Raw genomic sequence first — 19,031 nt, 5'->3', positions numbered from 1 at the left:
GGAGTGTGGTGTGTAAATACACCCACTCAACTTTTAATGAATTTATCAAGATGACAAAAAGCGCTATTAATCCCTCCACCGTATTCAATTCCCTGCAATACGGTTTCAGCCAGGGCCTGGTGGTCACTGGCAACCGCCGTGTCATGCTGTCTGGCCAAGTAGGCGTAAATGCTCAGGAGCAAACCGTAGCTGGCGGTATGCGCGAGCAAACAGAAGCCGCCTTGGACAATATTGAACTGGTCCTGGCCGAGGCTGGCGGCAAGATTGATCAGGTAATCATGCTGCGGATTTTTATCCGGGAAGATGCAAGCTCACCACAAGAGCAGGACGAAATAGCCGCTGCGCTGCTGAAACGATTTCCCGTCAATCCACCACCCTCTTCCTGGATCTTGATCAGTGGATTGGCCAAGCCTGAGTGGCTGATCGAGATTGAGGCTGAAGCGATGCTGGATTGATCGCTGCTGTTGAGTCGCCTCCCGTACGGAGTCGACATAAAAAAGACCTCGGATCTTGACGAGGTCTTTGGGCTCCCTTTTCGCTGGGGAGCTTTTTTTATTCATAAGTCTACAAGCTGTGCGTAAAAACTTAAGGAAAGTCTCTGCTTACTCCTCGACAACCGGAGCATCAGCCATCCCTTTTTTCACAGACTCAATACTGTGTTGTGCGCTCTGCTTACTGCTGTAGCCCTCGGAGCTAACGCAAATAATGTTCCCATTCGCGGCCTTGAATCGCCACCGCCATTCACCACTTTTGTCCTTGTAAAGCACAAATTTCATGATGACCCTCTTTAGGTATGAGCGCACGTCGCGCAAACCGTATCCTAAAACTGGAGTTGGTCAGCAGGTATTGGGGTTTACGTGGCAGGCCAACAAGTGACTGAATTTCCATCAAACCACACCTCTTTTACTGACAACGCAAGAGATATGACATCAAGTCAGGCAAGAACCCAAACAAGGAAAAAAGTGCAACTCATCAGGTTTTGTGTAGTGGACACTTCGACCGGCATTCCTCATCCAAAGCGGCGAACGAATGTCCCGCATTGAGCTAACAGAGATCAATACGAGAGCTTGATTTATGCGCTAAGCTTTTCCGACCACGTCGACGGTCTTGCAATCGGCGTGCCGAATGTTCGGAGAGAATAAAGCATCATGTATTACGGTGAACGTTTCAATGCCTGGTCACATCTGATCGGTGCAGTTCTGGCTGTAGGCGGCGTATCCTGGTTAATTGTCATGGCGAGCTTTACCGGGGACCCCTGGCGCATCACCAGCACGGCCATTTACGGCGCCACACTTATCCTGCTGTACCTGATTTCCACCTTGTACCACTGCTTCAAGGGGCGGGCCAAAAACGTCTTCCGCAAGCTGGATCACTTTTCCATCTACCTGTTGATTGCTGGCAGCTACACGCCCTTCTGCCTGGTAACGCTGCGAGGCCCTTGGGGATGGAGTCTGTTCGGCGTGGTCTGGGGTTTGGCACTGATTGGCATTCTTCAAGATATCCGACCACGTTCGCCGGCACGCATACTATCGCTGGTGATCTATGCCGTTATGGGATGGATTGTGTTGCTGGCACTGGGCCCGCTGGCAGACAACCTGGGCTCGGAAGGTTTTTCCTGGCTGGCGGCTGGGGGAGCAATTTATACCGCCGGGATCGTGTTCTTTGTGTTTGACGAGCGCTTCCGACATTGGCACGGCATTTGGCATTTATTTGTACTGGCCGGCAGCGCTGCGCATTTTCTGGCCATCTCCCAGTATGTTGTCATGTAAGACAAAACACCCCGGGCGCGAACACACAAAAAAGCCTCTACCGAGGTTTTTTTGTCGACTGCCATAAGCTCTGTTATATCTGATGAAGTCTTATTACACCTAAAGGTACGGACCTGTGGCGAAGATCTTTTCCTGCTCCTAGAATAAAGCAACGCAACTAGAAGCGAGGCTTGCATGATCACACTAGAGACGGGACTATATCTTCGTGTTCAAGAGCTGAAGGATGGGCCCAAGCCCTCCCCGCTTCAAAGCGGATTCAATATGCAGACTGCTTACCGTGCCCTGGGGATGTTCAACCCGTCAGAGACATCGGATGCCTTCTTTATTTTGGCTAACGACAGGGACGAAATCTGGTTTATCTGTAATCGCCATTTACGGGCCGTTGGGGTCAGCCCTGAGCCTAGAGAGCTTAGACGCGCGCTGGATTCAATATAGGCATTAATAGTGCAGGCTATAGTTGTAGAAAACAAAAAAGCCCCAAAGCATTGATCTTTGGGGCTTTTCTTGGCACAGCTTGGAGCTGTGTGCATGTATTCTGGTAGGCAGTACTGGAACGGGGGTGTTCGGCTAGGTTGTTGTTATGCTTGGGATTCATCTTTCGAGGATGGGCTTCGTACCCCCATCCATGCCCCCAAAAGTGAAAGTGCTTCTACAGGGAGCAGATGACTCCCGTACGAGTTAAACCCCGACAACTCATCAACAGCCCGCTATAGAGCGGGCTTTTTTTGCGTCTGGAAGTTGGTTAACTCTCCTAGAGTGCACCATTAAAACCTAGCCAGGTACCAGTCAGCCGCCAGAAATTAGCCTGAATGTGCGCGCTTGCCGGGATTTTTCTTGCTGCGGGTATGCGCACCACGCTCCTGACTAACACGTTGACCCCGGAATTTCGTACTAAGGCTCACGCCCTTGGGAGTGGCAGGAGGGGGAGTACGCTTACGGTCGGCTTCAGTAAAAATTTTGGTGCCTATGGGAATCTCTCCAGTTTGGTTAACTTGCGCTTATTTTGTGTTCGCTCGGTTTAATCTTGGCAGCAGGAATCATCCGAATAACCTGTCACCTCCACTAGAGCATAGCAGGCATTGGGAAAACCGGCCTGAGCGGCCGCAATGAGCCGATGAGAGATACCCCGGTAGTGGCTCACCGTTAGCGCAGCAGTCCTAAAAGATACACTACCGCCTTCGGGCGGTTTTTTTAATTTCCCACCATTACGCCGTAGGCAGACAGGCTGCCTATCGCTCCACGGCCTGTAACACCTGTCAAGCGGTTAAGTGCTAAATTACTGTTTTTTTATACAGCAATTTACCATGCTTACCTACCGCGAACTGAAAGCCATACAAGAAGGCAACCGGCGCAATCAGGACGTGATGAACCTGTTGCGCGAGGTGAAACGCCTACGCGAGCTTGCCGTGCTGACCTACTCCATCCTGGGCACCATGCCTTTGAACGGTCTGGGTGAGAACCGGCTACGCCTGAGCCCACTACTCGAAGCCTTAAAGATGGAGAATGCCGTTCAGGGGTATATGCGGGCATCAGAGCATCGAGACCGGCTCAACTTCCCTCATCGCACCCAAGGTCGAGATGGCGACATGGCATACTACCTAAAGCGCTACAAGCAAGATCCAGCAACCAAACCTTGATGGGGACATGCATGTGTGGACGAATTAGACAGGCCCGCGAACCGGTTGACTATATAGAGTCGATGAACTGGAACCCGCATAACCTTGGAAAGCTTACAGACGGGCTGAAATACAACGTTCCGCCTGGCACCCGCCCTCTCGTCATGCACCGACTTGGAGACGGCAGCGACCAGATCGACCGCTTGTTCTAGGGCTACAAGCCAGAGTGGTACAAACGCTCGCCGGTGATCAATGCCCGACTGGACACCATCTTGAAGAAGTCGCCCATGTGGAGGGGCCTGCTCGGTAAGCGCGTGCTTGTTCCGACTGACGGGTGGTTTGAGTGGACTGGAGAAACTGGTGATAAGCAGCCCTGGTTCATTCATGCCAAAGACGCAGAGCCAATCTATATGGCAGCAATTACCGCCTGGCAGCCGGGTAAAGCCGAAGATGTTGAGCACGGCTTTGCCATCGTCACAGACGCATCAGCTGGTGGGATGGTGGATATTCACGACCGCAGACCTGTTGTTCTATCGTCTGATGCTGCTCGCAAATGGACTTCGCCAGACACAAGCGTCGAGTCGGCGCTGGAGTTGTTGAGCACTGCTCGGCCTGAGACTGCTTTCAAGTGGCATCCGGTTACTCGTCAGATGAGCAATGTGAAATACCAAGCGCCGAACACAAATCACCCAACAGCAATCTGAGGCAGTAGCTGGAATACAAATCTGCTTCATGATGAAGTAAGTGAAATTAAGCAGACTGTTCACTGAATAAGATTGTTTTATATTCCATACAATTCTTTATTCGCACATTAATTTCATCGCTGAAAACGTGTTTACGCAGTTCCTTGTTTACAAAGCGGCTCCATGCTGTGGTTTTGTTATCAGCCGGATCCTAGCCCGCCCGGAGATTCAAAGATAGCTGACGACGACAGCTTATTAATTTAGTGACTGCAATCGCCGAAATATAACCTTGGTCGCTTGCTATCCGAATTAATACGCTAATATCTCAAGAGGAAAAACCATGCTTTCTAAAACAACAATATTGTGAGCTTTTTCGATAAAATAGAATTTTTGTTCCGTCTGCTGATCGGCATATGATTGTCGTCTAATTCTTATTAGGTTTTTATGGAATATTTTTCCGTTCGCAAGACAGATTCAGGTTTGCACTTAGAAGGCTTCCCAGATGCCATAAAGGCAGTAACGATTAATGGCCCAGAGGCCAAGCGTCTAGCTGACCTGTCTCTCCATAAGGAAGACTTAGAATTTGCTGATACTTGTCTTGATGCAATCAACCAAATACCAGAGAACCCAGCTGTAGCCCGTGAGGCCCTTTGGCGATCGGCCATTATTCACTTTATAAAGTGCTTTGGTAATAGCGCTCGATTCCAGCTTCCTGCCGCTAAGATTTACAAGGATCAGCCTCCAGAAGCACTAATGGCTTTCAATTACTTTAAAGACCTTCGGAACAAGCATTTCGTCCATGATGAAAACTCCTATGCTCAAAGTATTCCGGGCGCGGTTTTGAACAATGGGACGAAGGCCTACAAGATTGAGAAGATTGTTTGCTTCGCTGCTTATGGAGCAACACTTCAGCAAGGAAATTACAGCAATCTCAAACTCCTAATTCAAAAGGCAAAATCTTGGGTTATCGCAGAGTTTGATTTGCTTTGTGACCGCCTAACTGAAACCTTGGAAAAGGAAAGGTACGAAGACCTCCTGGCAAGAGACGAGCTCTCTTATCGTGTGCCGACTGCTGACGAGACCTCTTGTTCACGAAAGAACCCCTAGCTTGGCGATTAAGATGCACGACCTGCAAGCTAGACTTACATGCCCCTCCGTGTTTCGCACTGCAGCGTCGATTACCAGAAACCCTAACTGACTGATTCCTTTGGGTCGATTCTGTTGAAAAACTCGCTTTGAATTTTTTGGCGGCGGCAGCTGCGCAGGATTCATGATCGAGTTTTCGCGAGTAGATCGCAAGGCAAACCTCTCTGCCTACCTCATGCGATCTTCAATCCTGCATTTGTTGCCCCTGGCATCAGCCACTTCGCCATTCTTCTCAGATTCTGAGCCGTTGCAGCCAGCAAGAACTCGTCGCGCGCACCGCTAAGCCCGCGCAGCCTGAGCCGATCTAGCTTCATGATGCGCTTGAGGTGTGCGAAGAGCATCTCCACTTTCTTTCGCTGCCTGCGCGACTGGCTGTACTCCGGTGTCTGAGCGATCGATCGTGCCACGTCCCGCGCGTCTTCATGAATGCTGCGCGCGATCTTGCGGAACGACGTGTTGGGGCAGCAATGCTCTTTGCGCACACAGGAAGTGCAATTAGCCTGACTCGCGCGGAAGATCACGGTGTCTGCCTTGGTGATGCGTGTACGCGGCGTGGTGAACTGGCGTCGATCATTGCGCAGTGCATGTCCTTCCGGACAGACATACTCGTTGCGTTCAGGCACCCATTGGAACTCGCCGATCGACAGGCTACCGTCCTTGCGAACCGTCTTATCCCATACCGGAACATGGGGTTCGATCTGTTTATCTTGGACCATCCAACCCAGCAGCGGTGCGGTTCCATAAGCGGTGTCGCCCACCAGGCGCTGAGGTTTAATGTCGAAGCGCTGCTCGACTCGGTCGATCATGGTGCGGGTAGATTCCACCTCCCGCGTGCGGTGCGCCGGTGTGGCCTCAACATCCATGATGATTCCGGCTGACAGATCGATTAGGTAGTTAGTGGAGTAAGCGTAGAACGCAGGGCCACCCGATGCGGCAGTCCAGCGTGCAGCAGGATCAGTCGGAGAGATATTCCGAGGCGCAACGTCTGCGCCAGGTGTTGCCTCGAGAGCGTCCTTGGTCACCGGATTAGCGGCATCCAATGCTTCTAGATACTCGCGCACAGCACGACTGCACCGAGACTCCTGACGCCAATTGACGAGCTCTGAGCTGGGCATCTTGCCTGCCCGATTGGCATCGGCCTTGATGATGCTGGCATCAACGGCGAACCCTTCACCTTGAACCAGACCTTCGCTCATGCACCGGCGCAACACGGTCTCGAAGACGAAGCGAAACGCGTCGCTCTGCCGGAAGCGGCCATGTCGGTTCTTGGAGAAGGTGGAGTGATCAGGAACCTTGTCTTCAAGGCCAAGGCGGCAGAACCAACGATAGGCCAGGTTCAGGTGAACCTCTTCGCAAAGTCGCCGTTCAGACCGGATGCCCATGCAGTAGCCGATCACGAGCATACGAATCATGAGTTCGGGGTCAATCGAAGGTCGGCCGGTGTGGCTGTAGAACGGCGCCAGATGCTGGCGTAGCTCGCCAAGATCGAGAAAGCGGTCAACGCCTCGCAGGAGATGGCCTTGTGGGACATGGTCCTCAAGGTTGAACGCGTAGAAGAGCTGATCCTGAACCGTAGCTTGACCCATCATGATGCACATCTCCGTTGATGAGGATAAGACACCAGAACGACGTGACGGTTCTACAATTCAGCAGAGTTTTTCAACATAATCAGCCAGTAGCGGTCATCCGCAATTTCTTTCGGTTATGCGGATGCAGCGCTATTCGCATTATGGATATACAGAGTCAGCCTTTGTACTGACGGGAATCCTTACTACTGCGGAGTCTGCCAGCCAAATGACGGCTGAAAGAGCACCATCCTTCCGGCCCAGATATACCAATAGGCTGAGCCCTTAAAGGCAGCGTGGCGTTCTTTGCTGCCTCCAGTGTTTCGAATGTTTGCTCTTCTATCTGATAAACATCGCTAGTGCCGGGTCGGCTAAAGAAGAGTCGAACATTGGTAGCTATGGGTGAAGGTGTAAGAGAAGTCTCAGCCATTGCGATAGCCGCATCCCAAAGCTGTGCTCCAATTGGCATCAATCCCTTTTTAATTTCGTTTTCAATCTCGGGCTCTTGAACGCCATTAGTCGAGACGATGCAGAGAAATTTGCCATTAACGAATTTGCCTCGTGGTCGTTCATGAACAAAACTCAGGTATGGGTCTGGCTTGTAGTCGCGGACCGCAGTGAAGCGGCGGATTAGCCAGTTGGAGGGTATGCGTGGCAAGTAGAATGAAAGGCCGCCAGCACGTTCCAATTCGGCACATGTTTTTGTGTCACGTATGGCAATCTTAAGGAAAAATACTCCTCGAGAACCAAGCTTAAAAGGCTGGAGAGTCAATTCAAGCCTAGGAGTGACAGAATTCCTTTGGAGTAGTGCCCAGTTTGGCCAGCCATTTTGCTGCGCTATATGGTCAAGAGCTTGACTTTGCTTCAGTAAGGGATTGCTGCGACGCAAGTCTTTGGCGTTGCGCTTTAGCCGGTCGATACTGTTGGTGGTGAAATGAGTTCGCATTGAAACCTCGCTAAGTAATGCCGTCAAGTCGATGTGCCCGTCAAAGACCACGGCAGACAAAGCCAGGTCACTGAGACTCTCTTTCCACACGCGCCATTTGCGGCTTCGCCAATTCGGGCAGGCAGGCCCCGTGCTTCGGGCCAACTATTATTATAACAAATTTGACCATAGTTTCTGGCAGGCTGGCGAATTCCGTTTAACCCACGTTTTTCAACGCTATAGGTCGATAGCGGACACTTGACTCCCAACATATCGGTGGCAGTCTGCATTAGCCTTATCTCTGACACAGCTGCGCCCAAGTTTCAGCCTCAACTTCTACGTAGCGCACCACCCTGATCGGCGTAGCGTCGATCTCAGTATCAGAGCGCCACTGGAACGGACGCTGGGCGGCCGCGCAATAGCTATCGCACCTGGGCATCGGCATATGCAGCTTCACACGCCAAGCCCGCTATTCGGCGTCGATCAGCCTCTGCTGCGTAGACTTCCGCAGCCTCATCAAACCCTCCAAGCAGCTCGGTAAACATTCCGATGGCGGTGTCGGCTGCCTGGCGCTCTGCGGCAGCGCTGGCAAGCGCGGTATCCCGACGATAACGGGCTGCATATTCTTCGGCTGACTTGCGCACGCGCTCATCAGCAGCGCGGCGCTCAGCAATAGCAATTTGCGCCAGTTGTTCTTGGGTCTCACGATCACGGGCCTCCATTTCTTCAGTTAACTCATGCTCAATCTGTCGTGCCCTACCCTCTGCATGCGCGACAGCAATCATGTATTCGGCCTGGGCTTTGTCATAGCCCTTCTTCTGCTGGGCTGAGCCATAGAGCTGCAGCCCAATGAAAAGGGCCGCCAGAACAGCAGCCCCAACTACTGAAGACCGGATAGACATATCTTTCTCTCTGCCTCTCGGCGTCGCTCCAGGCCGCGCAGCTTCTTGCCGCCGGCATACACCCAGAGCGGGAGCTGATTGCAGGCCCCGGCCAGATCGCCAGCCCGCAGCTTGCGCAACAAAGTGGAGTTGCCATAAGCACCACGGCCCACGTTGTAGACAAAGCTGGCCAGCGCCACACGCACACCATCAGGTAAGGGTTGCGGCACCGAGCCATCCACAACAGCCAGGGCCTTGCGCACTTCCTGCCCAGTCAAAGCATCGCAACGCTCCGGCGTAGCCACATCGCCCAGCTTCACGCCATGGGTATAGCCGTCGCAGATAGTCGGGATGCCCACCGGGTCCACATAGGCGATCAAAGAGCGCCCTTCCCAGGCGGCAACCAAAGCAATCGCCGCCGAGACTACCCCTGCACCCAGCTTAGTCTTCAGATCCATGCTTCCACTCCTTGAGCTGGCGCCAGGCACGCTGGATCCCGCCCACAATCCGCGCGGCCGCACGAGTAAAGTCCGGCAGCTTGGTCACAATCAAAATCACCACATAGGCGGCCCAGAGCGTCAGCACAAAGTCTTGCATCGTCCATCCATACATGACCAGCGCAGAGCCAGTGCTTATCGGCAGATGAGCTGCGTCGTTATCAAACATTCTTAATGTCCTTTGGAGCATAGTTGTCTCCCGCGAAGCACCACACAAGTCGCATCCATGTTTTACCCTTGGCTACCCTCAGCCACTCTGGGCTAGAATAAAGGGCTGAAATACAAGAAGAACCCCTTGTGCCCTGCCGTATGGAAAAGCAAACCTGAAATAAAATGAAAATATTAATTATTGGAAGTTGCGTTTCAAGAGATATCATTAATCTACCTGAGGCGGAAAACTGTGAAATTTCCTTATACATAGCACGAAGCTCATTAGCCTCAATGTTTTCACCGCCCCCATTTAAAGATGAATATAGTGAAAAATTAAAATCACCATTTCAGAGAAGACTAGTCGAATGGGACATCAAGAAAAAATCGATAGATAGATTGCGAGCAGCATCTGCCGATGTAGTAATAGTTGATAGCATTGATGAGAGATTTAGCATAGCCTCATTCCAAAATGGAGGGCGCTGCACGCTATCTTCGGAGTTGATATCAACTAAGATGGAAGTCCCTCCAAGCGCAAAAACTATTAGAGCAGGCACTCCCTTATTTATGGAGTGGTGGACTGCTGGGTGGCTTCAGCTGCTCAAAATTCTAGAAGAAAAAAAACTAAAAGAAAAAATATTAATAAATAAGGTTTTTTGTCAAAAAAAGACCGAAAAAGGAATTGAGTTTGATGAAAATAGGGTGAACAGAATCAACGATTTGCTTTCTAAAATATATGAAACACAAAAAAAGTCTCTACCATCAAGCCAGTTCATTGAATACAACAACGAATTAACATGCCCTGACGATCATCAATGGGGTCCCTCCCCTTTTCATTTCAGTGAAGCTTCGCAACTCCTAGCCCTGAAAAAAATCAAAGAAATTGCGGGTAGTAACCAGTAAGATATGGGGAGCATCAGTAAATTAACCTAGCAACGTCACCTCATATCGGCGAATAGCGATACTGTCACCAGCATCTTCTGTCATGCCATATAACCTCAGCATGCGGTCGGCCGCACTGAAGCTAACACCGCCAGAAGATCGGAGTATGCTCGTTCCGCTAGATGATAGAAGCTCCCCGTCCGTCTGCTGGCTATTTACGCCAGTGGAGGTAACGAGGATTTCGTAAATAAACGCCCCAGCAGCATTGCCTAGGTTGGCCGTAAGGAGCGTTTGCGGGTTTGATTGATCCGCGTGGTTAAGGACCATAAAGCGGAAGAACTTATTCCCTGCAGTGCCTATTTTCTCCCCCCAAATTTTCAGCCGAATCGTCTTTTTTGAATCAACGAACCAGCCTTTTGGGATTTTTAAGCGCGTACCGTTGTAATCGACGATATTTGTTAATGTTGAATACGAAGGGCCAGAAACGCTCCAGCTCCCAACGTCGCACCCAGCCCTGTGCTCCATTTGACTTGTTTGGCTATAAAGCCGAATTTCTCCGCCGCTTCCCTGGCTTTGGAAAGTGATGAGGCAAGCATCAGGGGTGCCTGTATTAAAATTAATTCCACCATCTGTGAATTCGCCACTGCCTTGTGTTCGTACGCCAACAGAGCAGCGCTTGTAATTGCCGGCAACGCAGGCAGCTCGAGCACCCATATCAACGAAGACACCAACCAGGCAGTCTTCTGGATTGAAGTAATCAACATGAGCGGTTCCATTGCGGGATATAAATGCGCCGGTATTTGTGCAATTGAGTGCCCTGCATAAAGTATCTTCGGCATCCCCAATAGTGCCAGTGCATTGATAGCTGACGCGGAATCCGTCCTGGCAGTTCACCGCCCAGCATCGTGCGAAATATCCTTTTACGCTATCGACAACCGCGAACCCAATGCTCTTGCCCTCGACACGACAGTCATAGCAAGATAGGCGGCCGCCCTGTTTCTGGATAATTCCGTATGATGCGAACTGAGTGTTGTCGACACCTTTAAAGTAGAGATTGCGAAAAGAAAACTCTCCACCAGGTTCGATCCAAACAACATTTGAGAACGCAGAAGATGAGGTATGTCGCCAAATCGAAGTCGGCACCGAAGAGCTGTCTATCACACCCTCAAACTCAACTGGGTATTTTGAATCAACACGACAGTTAATCCTCAGAGTTTGATCCACCCACTCACCAGCAGAAAATAGGAAACGCCATCGGCCGTCTTGCATACTTCCAGCGCCAGACCAATGATTCAGGACCTGTGCGACGTCGGACAAAGTTTGCCGTGGCATATCAGCAGACAAGCCATCATTGGAATCGCTACCAGTTGGAGAGTAATAAAAAGAGTTGCGCACGCCAGGGCCTTGCGGGCTAATGTAGAAGCGATCTGTTCCCCGACTGATTACTCCAGGGCCTAAGTGCCTAACTGAGTTGAAGCCTGGGATATTGTCCGTGCTGATGTAATCACCTTCCGTTGCGGGCCACACCAGATCGGCGCCGAGCGCCTCGGCGGCCGCCACAGCAGCGGCAATTCCGTTCTGGTTGCTAGTTTCCCCGTCGACAGGTGTATCGATGTAATCCAGGACGCTAATCGTGTCATTACCCCGATCCAGCAAGTTCCGACGTACTGCAGTCGATTCCGGGCGACGGAATCCAACAATTTCAGCGCCATTAGGTTGCGCTAAAGCAATCCGGACGAGATCCAAATTTACGGCGAACCGAAGCTGATTTCCTTCGACTACGTACCGAGTCCGACTTTCATCTAAGGTCTCATCGCGGCCAACCTCAACGACAGCTCCCTCTGACAATGGCAGCTTTCCAAGGGCGTCAGCATAGGTCTCGGCAAACACAAACTCACCACTCGCAGAAGCGGCGGCGATGGCATCGTCTCGAGCCTCACGCGCATCGTCCCGAGCAACCTGCGCCTGATCGCGTAGTTCAGCTGCCTGGGCCGTTGCCTCGCGTGCCGCCAGTTCAGCGGCTGCCAATACATCGATTCGGGCGCGATCTTCAATGCCAGCCCAACTGAGCCTGCTTCCATCAAACCGATCTTTCCAGATTAACGCGGCGCCATTGACTGCACAGTCCAAGTTCTCGGAGTTATCAAACAGATCCTTTGGCGAAACACTGCCGAGCGGGTTTCCGGTTTTGTATGTCGTCATTTCAAACGCCCATAAAAAAACCCGCCGAAGCGGGTTGATTGATGCTGGTGCCGGGGTTAATCCGGCGGATTGTTGTTGTCATCGGCGTACACACGCACGTCGTAATTGGCTGCTGTCACATCCGTAGCGTCGGTGCCACGGGCCTGAATGTTCGTGATCAGAGCTGGCTTTATCCAATCAGCAGTCAAGCCGAAGTAGATATGTGGGAGCTCCTGTTTCAGACTGACCTCTGGCCAAGGCTGCGGAATGTCAGCAATGATCGAGAAGTCATCAGGCCCTGGCAACGCCACAAACGGACCAACAAACTTGCCCTCTGGTGTTCGATACCCCACGGAATGCGGCGCACCAGCAACCCAGCGCAAAGGCTCAATGATGCGCAGCAGTGCGCCACCAGAGACAGGTTGAATATCGGCCAGCAGGCCCATCTGCGCGTTACCAGGTTCGTCATCAAACAGCGGCACATAAGACAGGTACTCACTGTTAAAAGCGTCCATTTCTGTGCCGAAGCTGTACTCACGGTTTCGATAGGCCTGCTCTCGACGCCGGCGCATACCAATTCGCCAAGCTCGGACCCGATCCGTCACGCCATCGAGCTTTAACTTCTCCAGCTTGAACCCCTGATCACCTGGTAGCAAGCACTTCACCCTCATTGATGTCCATGTCTCTGCGTTGATGTGCTCCACTTCCACCCCATCCGGATCCATGGGTTTGCGGGGGCTCACACTTTCACGCAAAGGTTTGCTCATGCTCAGCGGTGAGTAGCTTTGCTCGAACTGCGTGCGTACATCATCGCGGACCGGTCGGATCAGGCCATGCGACACCGTAAGCTCAGAGAACCCGGCACGAAAAGCAAGTTTCAGGGCATCTTGAGCCATTGTCAGGTCATACACATGATCAAGCGTTTCGCCCCTGGCCTTCCAAATTGCATCCAATCGCCGCAGCTCGTCGGCATCAAGGTTCAAGTCTGAATACCCGATCGAGCCGGTGATATAGCGCGCAAACGCAGAAATGTCCCGCGTCGGCTGCGGGGCTGACCAGGTGCCGTCGCTTTGCAGAACTGGCAGCATCCGTGTAGCCACCACGTTGATCTGGTTTTCCGACTGCGCACCCAGACGTCCACCGACTCGCAGCTTGGCCGCCATGGTGGTCCAGCGCGGGTAGCTTGTTCGCGTCCGGAGGCGGCTTTTCAGGCCATACCACTGGATGGTGTCTTTGACCTGCGTTGACGTAGCGCTAGCGCCCACCCGTCGAACACGGACAGACGGCCGCATTTGCGGAACATTGATCGACTCGGTAATCCCGATTTGGTCCAGCGTCCAGTTCTCATACCACTTGCTGATCGTCGTGCGTGGGCCGCCGTCAGCGTTCCGGTACTGAATTTCGATGCCCAGCCCTTGGGCGGTCACATCACCGTTATCTCGGATGTATCCCAGCCCATTCGGAAAGAAGAAGTCGATCTCGATAGCGGTTGTTGTTTCCTTTCCTGGCGTTGCAACGAACTCGCTGCTCCACTCTCCATACACAGTGCCGCCATTAAATGTCACCGTTGCGTCGCTTGTGGTCACTGCTGGGAAGCCGAGCCAATCGGGGTCGTCTTGCCCGTTGGGCAACATCCGCCAAACGACGATATTGTCGGGCGCGTACTGCTGAATGCGCCACCGCGACGCAGGGGTGCGGGAGAAGGTGATGGTGTAGCCCCCCGGCTCCAAAAAATTGACCCAGTTGACCGGGTCTTCCGGATTCTCACGCGGGAATTGAAGTTCAATCCAGCCAGCGCCGTTCGCATCTAAATCCGATGCACTAACAACCACCGTGTAAGTCTGGCCGTTCAACCCCATAGTCAACGGCGTGGCTCCTAGTGGCATCAGGTGCTTAAACTCGCCGTGGAAGCGGTTGCGCACATTCAGAATTACCCCCTCCCGCGTGACGCTGTATGTCAGTGGCAGGGTGATATTGACGATCGTCCCAGCTCCCCAGCCCTGTGGAAACTCGCTTTCCGAGGAGCGCCAGATATAGCTACCACCAAATGAGTAACTTGCTGGCTGCGTGTTCTCCCGGTTTGCGAGCTCAGTGGACATTTCCAGACCTGCCGTGCCAGAGGACGTGCCACCGACCGCAGGTACTGTGTGCCAGTGCTCATGTGTAGACGTTCCCGACAGATCTGCCCCTGGGCCGTAGATAGCATAGGAGCCATCCGCGCCCAAGGCAGAGAACGGTGTGTCCCCTACTTTCACGTCTGCGTTATGTATCTGGTACTGGCCAGGCCCGATGCATGCGTGGAACTCCAGCCACTGCTCGCGCCAGTTCACGAAACGTCGGCGTGGCGGCGTCAGGTAATCAGGAAAGCGACGAAAGCGACCGGCCAGCTCAGGCACAACATCGCCCAGCTTGGGCTGATTGGCCTTTGCTGAAGTCGTCTCAAGACGCTGGCCCTGCTCCGGGGAGCCGTAGTTCTGGCTCCCGCTTTTAGGCATCAGCCAGCCAAAGGCAAAGTTGAAGATGCTGCCAAGCAACTTGCCCAACCCCGAGAACACGCCTCCATGCTGTATCAGACGCATTTCCACGTCATCACCAGCATCCAGGTGACGATCGGCCCATTCCAGCATCGACAGTGGTTGACCGTTCACCGTTACGTGCGACTTAGGCAGCTCGGCCAGCGTATACGCCAAACCCTTGGACGCAAAAAAACCGGCTAAAGTGCCGGTCCATTCATGCGTCTCGCAAGGCTGTTCACACGTCCCGCTAAGAAAGACTCTGATCGTCATAAAAAACAACCCGCGTGTAGCGGGCCTCAAAAGCGTTAATCTTGGTAAGCGTGGGGCCCGTGCCAGTGTCTGTCTCCAGCACCCAGAGTCTGCCGTCCGCCTCTACGATAAGCCCGACATGCACGCAGAGCCGTGCGCGCCAGCCGGTAGCAATTGCGCCTGGCCTGGGCTGCACTTCTTTAAAACCGCCCTGCTCCCGAACTTTACTGGCTGCCACGGTCAGGCCTGCTTTATCCTCCGGGTCCGTCTCCGAATAGCTTGGAAGCATGGCCCTGCCGAACAGCGAAGCTCTGGCCAGCCTGACCAGGCCCCAACAATCAAGCTCCGGAACGGCACGACCAAACGGAACGTACCGCGTCCGCAGAAAGTCATTGATCGTCATAGCCATTGAATCCCCGGTGCCGTCTCTGCCGTGTAGCGCTCTCGTGGCCAGGCCGTATTCAGCATGTCGTAGTAGCTGGCCTCCGCCACAAAAGTGCCGTTCTCAAACTGCCCGCTCAGCACAGTCATGACATACGGCCGCTCTGCCGGTGCCGTAATATCGCTTGCCAAGTACGTCCGGCTTGTCAGCGTCACCATCTGCCCAGATTCAAGCATGGCATCGACAATCGGCCGGATTCGATCGTTGGCCCCGGCAATGCCAAACCGCAAAGTCTGTTGGCCTGAGGCGTTACGCGACGGCAGCGACAACTCAACGGCTGCTGCCTCGAACAGCACCAGTTGGCCGTCCACTCCGAGCATTCGATCTTCATACCCCTGAACGATCCGCACCGGGGTCACACCAGGTGCGGAAACCTCAAGCGTATAAAACAGCATCGAATCGGTCGGAGCGCTGGCATACACAATCTCTAGAACACTCATGCTTCTGGCCACTCCAGGTTAAGTGCAATATCGATGATGCTCGACCCAAGAACGAACTCGGGAAACTCGCCCCAGCCGACCGGCATAAGTGGTCGCTCCCATACTTCAAGCTCCGCCGAAAACTGCCAGCGGTCTACACCAAGCAGCACAGGCCCCCGATACATGCTGGAAAAGCGGCACACCAGCACAGACATCCCCAGCGGAGTCAGGCGGTTGATGTTGAACCAATCTGCCCCATCTTTAATGGCGTCCCGAAACCAAGCCTCAAATAGCGCGGCTTCATTGGCTTTGAAGATCCAGGTAAAGGTCTGCATGCTGGGCACGGAGCTAAAACGACGGCGCTGCCGTGCCCGTCCATCAGCCATGGTCGTACGCTGGAACGGCTGAACATGGTTGGCCTGGTGGTCAGCACGCAGTCCATTCGGGAGGCCTGCAGGGAAATCAATGCTGGTTTCTATCATCGTCCCTGTCTCCGCACTCCGTACGTACCTTCAATAGCGCCTGCCATCTGTGTACCACCTCTGATACTGGCAACGCACACATTTAAAATATGCTCGTCGTTTAACTGCTGCTGATCTACCTGCCCAGCACGCGAGGCATCCTCAATCAGATTCAGCGTGATGCGCGGTGCGCCCTCGCCCCCTTTAGAGACAGACGCGTCCTTGTTGCTAACGACATGGCCACGGGTATTGGGCAACATAAATTGCCGACCGTTGGCCGTATTGAACACCTCTGGCGCCCCGTTTTCGTTGATGCGGTACATCTTTCCTGGCTGTGTGGGGCCGCCGTATTGGCGGCCACTATAGCTAGCGCCACTGATTGCCGACACTACCGACATAACTTGAGGCGTTGTTGCCGCAACTGCCCCAAGGTTTGCTGGAAACGGAGCAGAGTTCCATGCCTTCGAGATTGCACTGTAGGCATTGACCGTAGCGTCTGCGATAGCGAAAGCCTTGGAAGCCGCAAACATCGCTTTATAGATCCCTGACTGCTCTCCTTGAGACTGCTTCATCACGCCAGCCAAGGCGCCAAACGCATCGCTCGCCGAAGCCAACATCACATGATTTTTCGCCTGCTCAATCTGAGCCATTCGGTCTGCGTGCTGCTTAGCCGCCTCTTGCTCCAGTTCATCATAGGATCGCTTTGTCTCGATCTGCAGTTCACGAGCTTGGCGTAAACGCTCTAACTGATCGTCATACCGCTTCTGCTCGGCTTCGGCCTCGGCCTCATACCGTGCATATTGATCATCAAACACACCTCCTGAAAGGGGTGAGGTATCGCCCATGATGTACTGGTCGGCATCCTTCGGTTTCTCGCCGAACTTACCTCGTTGGCGCTCAGCCTCCTCCACATTCCACAGGGCGCGAGCAAGGGCCTCAGCAGCTAACACCTCATCTTCTGTAGCAGCGGGGTTAAGCGCCATTTTCGCTTTGGCTGCTGCCAGCTCCTCGTCTTTTAAGCCAGCCAGATACAACGACGTCGCCAAATCGTCGATCACCTTCTTATTTTGTTGGGAGGCTTTCTCGGCATCGGATAGTGATTTCTTCTTTTTCTTGATGGATTCATCTAGCTTGGTTGTTGCCGTAACAGCCTTCTCAGTTGACTCACTGTACTTTTCCATCCAGTCATTTATGCTCGAATCGATGGCGTTGTCAGTCACTCGTTTCAGAGTTCGTTCGTATGCGCCAGCTCCGATTGCGGCATTATCCCAGCCGAATTTAAGTGCATCCGTAAGATCTATGAGGCTTTCCACCTCCTGCGCCCCGAAGGTGACTTTTGAGAACCCCTCCAACCCAACAGCCTGTAAAGGCTTGTTCAGCATGTCAGCCAAGGCGTTAACCGTGTCAGCCGTATCTCTCTTTACGATGTTCCAAGCGTTTTTAAAAAGCGTGGGGATGTTATGGGCCAATGCATCCCAGAGTGAGCCGATTGCGCCAGCCGCACCCCTTGATGCGGCCACCATGCTATCCACCTCTTTGGCGGTGGTTAGCGCCATCTGCGTGAACGATCTTTCTGCCGTCCCAGCCATATCTGGGAAGTGCCTCTTGAAAACAGCAGAAAGCTCCTCAACGCCGTCCACGACCAGGCTAATTGTGGCTTTTATGCTCTCAATTTCCTGAGCCAGAGAATCTAAGTCGGCTTCGTCGATGGCTTTTGAGACTCGCTCAATGCTATCAGCCAAGCTATTCGACATATTTGTCGCACCGCTTAGCTCACCAACAAAGCGGGTTACAGAGTTTCTTAGCTCTGTCCAGGCCTGCGCAGCCGTTTTGACGCGAGTGTCAAATTGTTCGTTTACCGAATCGCCTGCGGCTTTCAGGGCCTTAATAAGCTCTCCTGCCGTAATTTTCCCGTCTTGCCCCAATTGGCGAAGCTGACCGATGCTAACGCCTAGACCAGTTGCAATTGCCTGCGCCAATGCAGGCGTCTGCTCCATTACTGAGTTCAATTCTTCGCCGCGCAATGTGCCGGAAGCTAAACCCTGACCGAACTGTGTGAGGGCAGCACTAGCCGCCTCTGCTGAGGCACCAGAAATTGCCACCGCTTTTGCCACAACATCCGTCACTTCTGCAACGTCATTTAGGCTCAGCCCTAAACGGCTAGCGTTCTGAGCGAATCGCTGATAAACCTGAGCGACAGTATCAATCTCTTGGCTGGTTGACTGCGATATGTTGAAAACCGCCTCTATGGCCTGCGCAAGCTCTTTTGTCCCGTTAGTCACCAAACGCAGACGGTTTTGAAGCTGTGTCCACGCGTCGGCAGTGGCGATAATATCTTGCGCCAGCTTCACCAGCGCAGCTCCAGACAAGACCGGAAGAAGTCCTCTCAATGCCTGAGAAGCTGCTGAACTTGAGCGGCCCAAGCCTTGCACCGCACTAGCCACTTTAGTCAGCCTCATTTCAGTCTGGCGAGCTGACTTATCTGTTTTGTTAAATCCTACGCCTAGGGAGTCGAGGCCTTTCAATACGGAGCCGAGCTCGCCTATTAACTTTGCAGTTTCTGCCTCAACTGTGTAATAGATAGCTCCGACATTTTCGGCCATTTCGATCTTCCATAAAAAAAGCCACCCGAAGGTGGCTATTGCTAATCAA

The 19,031-nt window shown here is 52.9% G+C and carries 17 protein-coding genes and 1 pseudogene; 6 read left to right on the top strand and 12 right to left on the bottom strand.

The genetic code is table 11. The annotated features are described in order from the left end of the window. Nucleotides 1-50: 50 nt before the first annotated feature. Nucleotides 51-455 carry a RidA family protein gene (locus NBV64_RS09240; RefSeq protein WP_009454494.1) on the top strand — a complete coding sequence of 135 codons (405 nt, stop codon included), beginning with the start codon at nucleotides 51-53 and terminating at the stop codon, nucleotides 453-455. A 147-nt stretch (nucleotides 456-602) separates the two neighbouring features. Here the strand turns inward: NBV64_RS09240 and NBV64_RS09235 are convergent, their stop codons facing one another. Beyond that, nucleotides 603-776 (bottom strand): YegP family protein, encoded by a 174-nt coding sequence (locus NBV64_RS09235; protein ID WP_021446666.1) that lies wholly within the window; start codon nucleotides 774-776, stop codon nucleotides 603-605. Nucleotides 777-1,148: 372 nt separating this feature from the next. Between NBV64_RS09235 and trhA the strand changes: the two genes are divergently transcribed. From trhA to NBV64_RS09215, 4 genes and pseudogenes are all read left to right on the top strand, one after another. Beyond that, entirely contained in the window at nucleotides 1,149-1,769 is a 621-nt protein-coding gene (trhA, locus tag NBV64_RS09230) for a PAQR family membrane homeostasis protein TrhA (RefSeq protein ID WP_009454498.1), read from the top strand. Nucleotides 1,770-3,073: 1,304 nt separating this feature from the next. Beyond that, nucleotides 3,074-3,406 (top strand): hypothetical protein, encoded by a 333-nt coding sequence (locus NBV64_RS09225; protein WP_108727211.1) that lies wholly within the window; start codon nucleotides 3,074-3,076, stop codon nucleotides 3,404-3,406. Between the two features lie 203 nt (nucleotides 3,407-3,609). Further along, nucleotides 3,610-4,089, top strand: a pseudogene (locus NBV64_RS09220) (SOS response-associated peptidase); the annotation flags it as partial. A 423-nt stretch (nucleotides 4,090-4,512) separates the two neighbouring features. Then, nucleotides 4,513-5,175 carry a hypothetical protein gene (locus NBV64_RS09215; RefSeq protein WP_250757172.1) on the top strand — a complete coding sequence of 221 codons (663 nt, stop codon included), beginning with the start codon at nucleotides 4,513-4,515 and terminating at the stop codon, nucleotides 5,173-5,175. Between the two features lie 212 nt (nucleotides 5,176-5,387). Here the strand turns inward: NBV64_RS09215 and NBV64_RS09210 are convergent, their stop codons facing one another. From NBV64_RS09210 to NBV64_RS09190, 5 genes are all read right to left on the bottom strand, one after another. Then, entirely contained in the window at nucleotides 5,388-6,803 is a 1,416-nt protein-coding gene (locus NBV64_RS09210) for an IS1182 family transposase (protein ID WP_250755761.1), read from the bottom strand. 154 nt (nucleotides 6,804-6,957) lie between these two features. Further along, the gene (locus NBV64_RS09205; RefSeq protein ID WP_250755763.1) at nucleotides 6,958-7,815 is read right to left on the bottom strand and encodes a P-loop NTPase family protein; all 858 of its coding nucleotides are present in this window, start codon (nucleotides 7,813-7,815) and stop codon (nucleotides 6,958-6,960) included. 311 nt (nucleotides 7,816-8,126) lie between these two features. Next, complete coding sequence (locus NBV64_RS09200; RefSeq protein ID WP_250757171.1) at nucleotides 8,127-8,606, bottom strand: DUF2514 family protein; 480 nt, start codon at nucleotides 8,604-8,606, stop codon at nucleotides 8,127-8,129. Beyond that, a complete protein-coding gene (locus NBV64_RS09195) occupies nucleotides 8,585-9,043 on the bottom strand; it encodes a lysozyme (RefSeq protein ID WP_250757170.1) in 459 nt (152 codons plus the stop codon). Before NBV64_RS09195 ends, NBV64_RS09200 begins: the two co-directional genes overlap by 22 nt. Beyond that, a complete protein-coding gene (locus tag NBV64_RS09190; protein WP_247965701.1) occupies nucleotides 9,027-9,251 on the bottom strand; it encodes a hypothetical protein in 225 nt (74 codons plus the stop codon). Before NBV64_RS09190 ends, NBV64_RS09195 begins: the two co-directional genes overlap by 17 nt. 164 nt (nucleotides 9,252-9,415) lie before the next feature. Between NBV64_RS09190 and NBV64_RS09185 the strand changes: the two genes are divergently transcribed. Next, entirely contained in the window at nucleotides 9,416-10,132 is a 717-nt protein-coding gene (locus NBV64_RS09185; protein ID WP_250757169.1) for a DUF6270 domain-containing protein, read from the top strand. Between the two features lie 21 nt (nucleotides 10,133-10,153). Here the strand turns inward: NBV64_RS09185 and NBV64_RS09180 are convergent, their stop codons facing one another. Genes NBV64_RS09180 through NBV64_RS09155 form a run of 6 tightly spaced genes read right to left on the bottom strand, consistent with a single transcriptional unit; the run spans nucleotide 10,154 to nucleotide 18,982 of the window. Continuing rightward, nucleotides 10,154-12,313, bottom strand: a complete 2,160-nt coding sequence (locus NBV64_RS09180; protein ID WP_250757168.1) for a hypothetical protein — start codon at nucleotides 12,311-12,313, stop codon at nucleotides 10,154-10,156. A gap of 56 nt (nucleotides 12,314-12,369) precedes the next feature. Beyond that, nucleotides 12,370-15,078, bottom strand: a complete 2,709-nt coding sequence (locus NBV64_RS09175; protein WP_250757167.1) for a sulfur carrier protein ThiS — start codon at nucleotides 15,076-15,078, stop codon at nucleotides 12,370-12,372. Beyond that, nucleotides 15,056-15,460: a hypothetical protein gene (locus tag NBV64_RS09170; protein WP_250757166.1), complete on the bottom strand. Its 405-nt coding sequence runs from the start codon at nucleotides 15,458-15,460 to the stop codon at nucleotides 15,056-15,058. Before NBV64_RS09170 ends, NBV64_RS09175 begins: the two co-directional genes overlap by 23 nt. Then, complete coding sequence (locus NBV64_RS09165; protein ID WP_250757165.1) at nucleotides 15,457-15,939, bottom strand: DUF1833 family protein; 483 nt, start codon at nucleotides 15,937-15,939, stop codon at nucleotides 15,457-15,459. Before NBV64_RS09165 ends, NBV64_RS09170 begins: the two co-directional genes overlap by 4 nt. Then, a complete protein-coding gene (locus tag NBV64_RS09160) occupies nucleotides 15,936-16,400 on the bottom strand; it encodes a hypothetical protein (RefSeq protein WP_250757164.1) in 465 nt (154 codons plus the stop codon). Before NBV64_RS09160 ends, NBV64_RS09165 begins: the two co-directional genes overlap by 4 nt. Further along, nucleotides 16,397-18,982 (bottom strand): tape measure protein, encoded by a 2,586-nt coding sequence (locus tag NBV64_RS09155; RefSeq protein ID WP_250757163.1) that lies wholly within the window; start codon nucleotides 18,980-18,982, stop codon nucleotides 16,397-16,399. Before NBV64_RS09155 ends, NBV64_RS09160 begins: the two co-directional genes overlap by 4 nt. Between the last annotated feature and the right edge of the window lie 49 nt (nucleotides 18,983-19,031).

It is taken from the genome of Alcaligenes sp. DN25 (assembly GCF_023674485.1).
GTDB classification, from domain to species: domain Bacteria; phylum Pseudomonadota; class Gammaproteobacteria; order Burkholderiales; family Burkholderiaceae_B; genus Alcaligenes; species Alcaligenes phenolicus.
The sequence above is the reverse complement of the archived record's forward strand: the minus strand, read 5'-3'. Positions and strand labels throughout refer to the sequence as shown.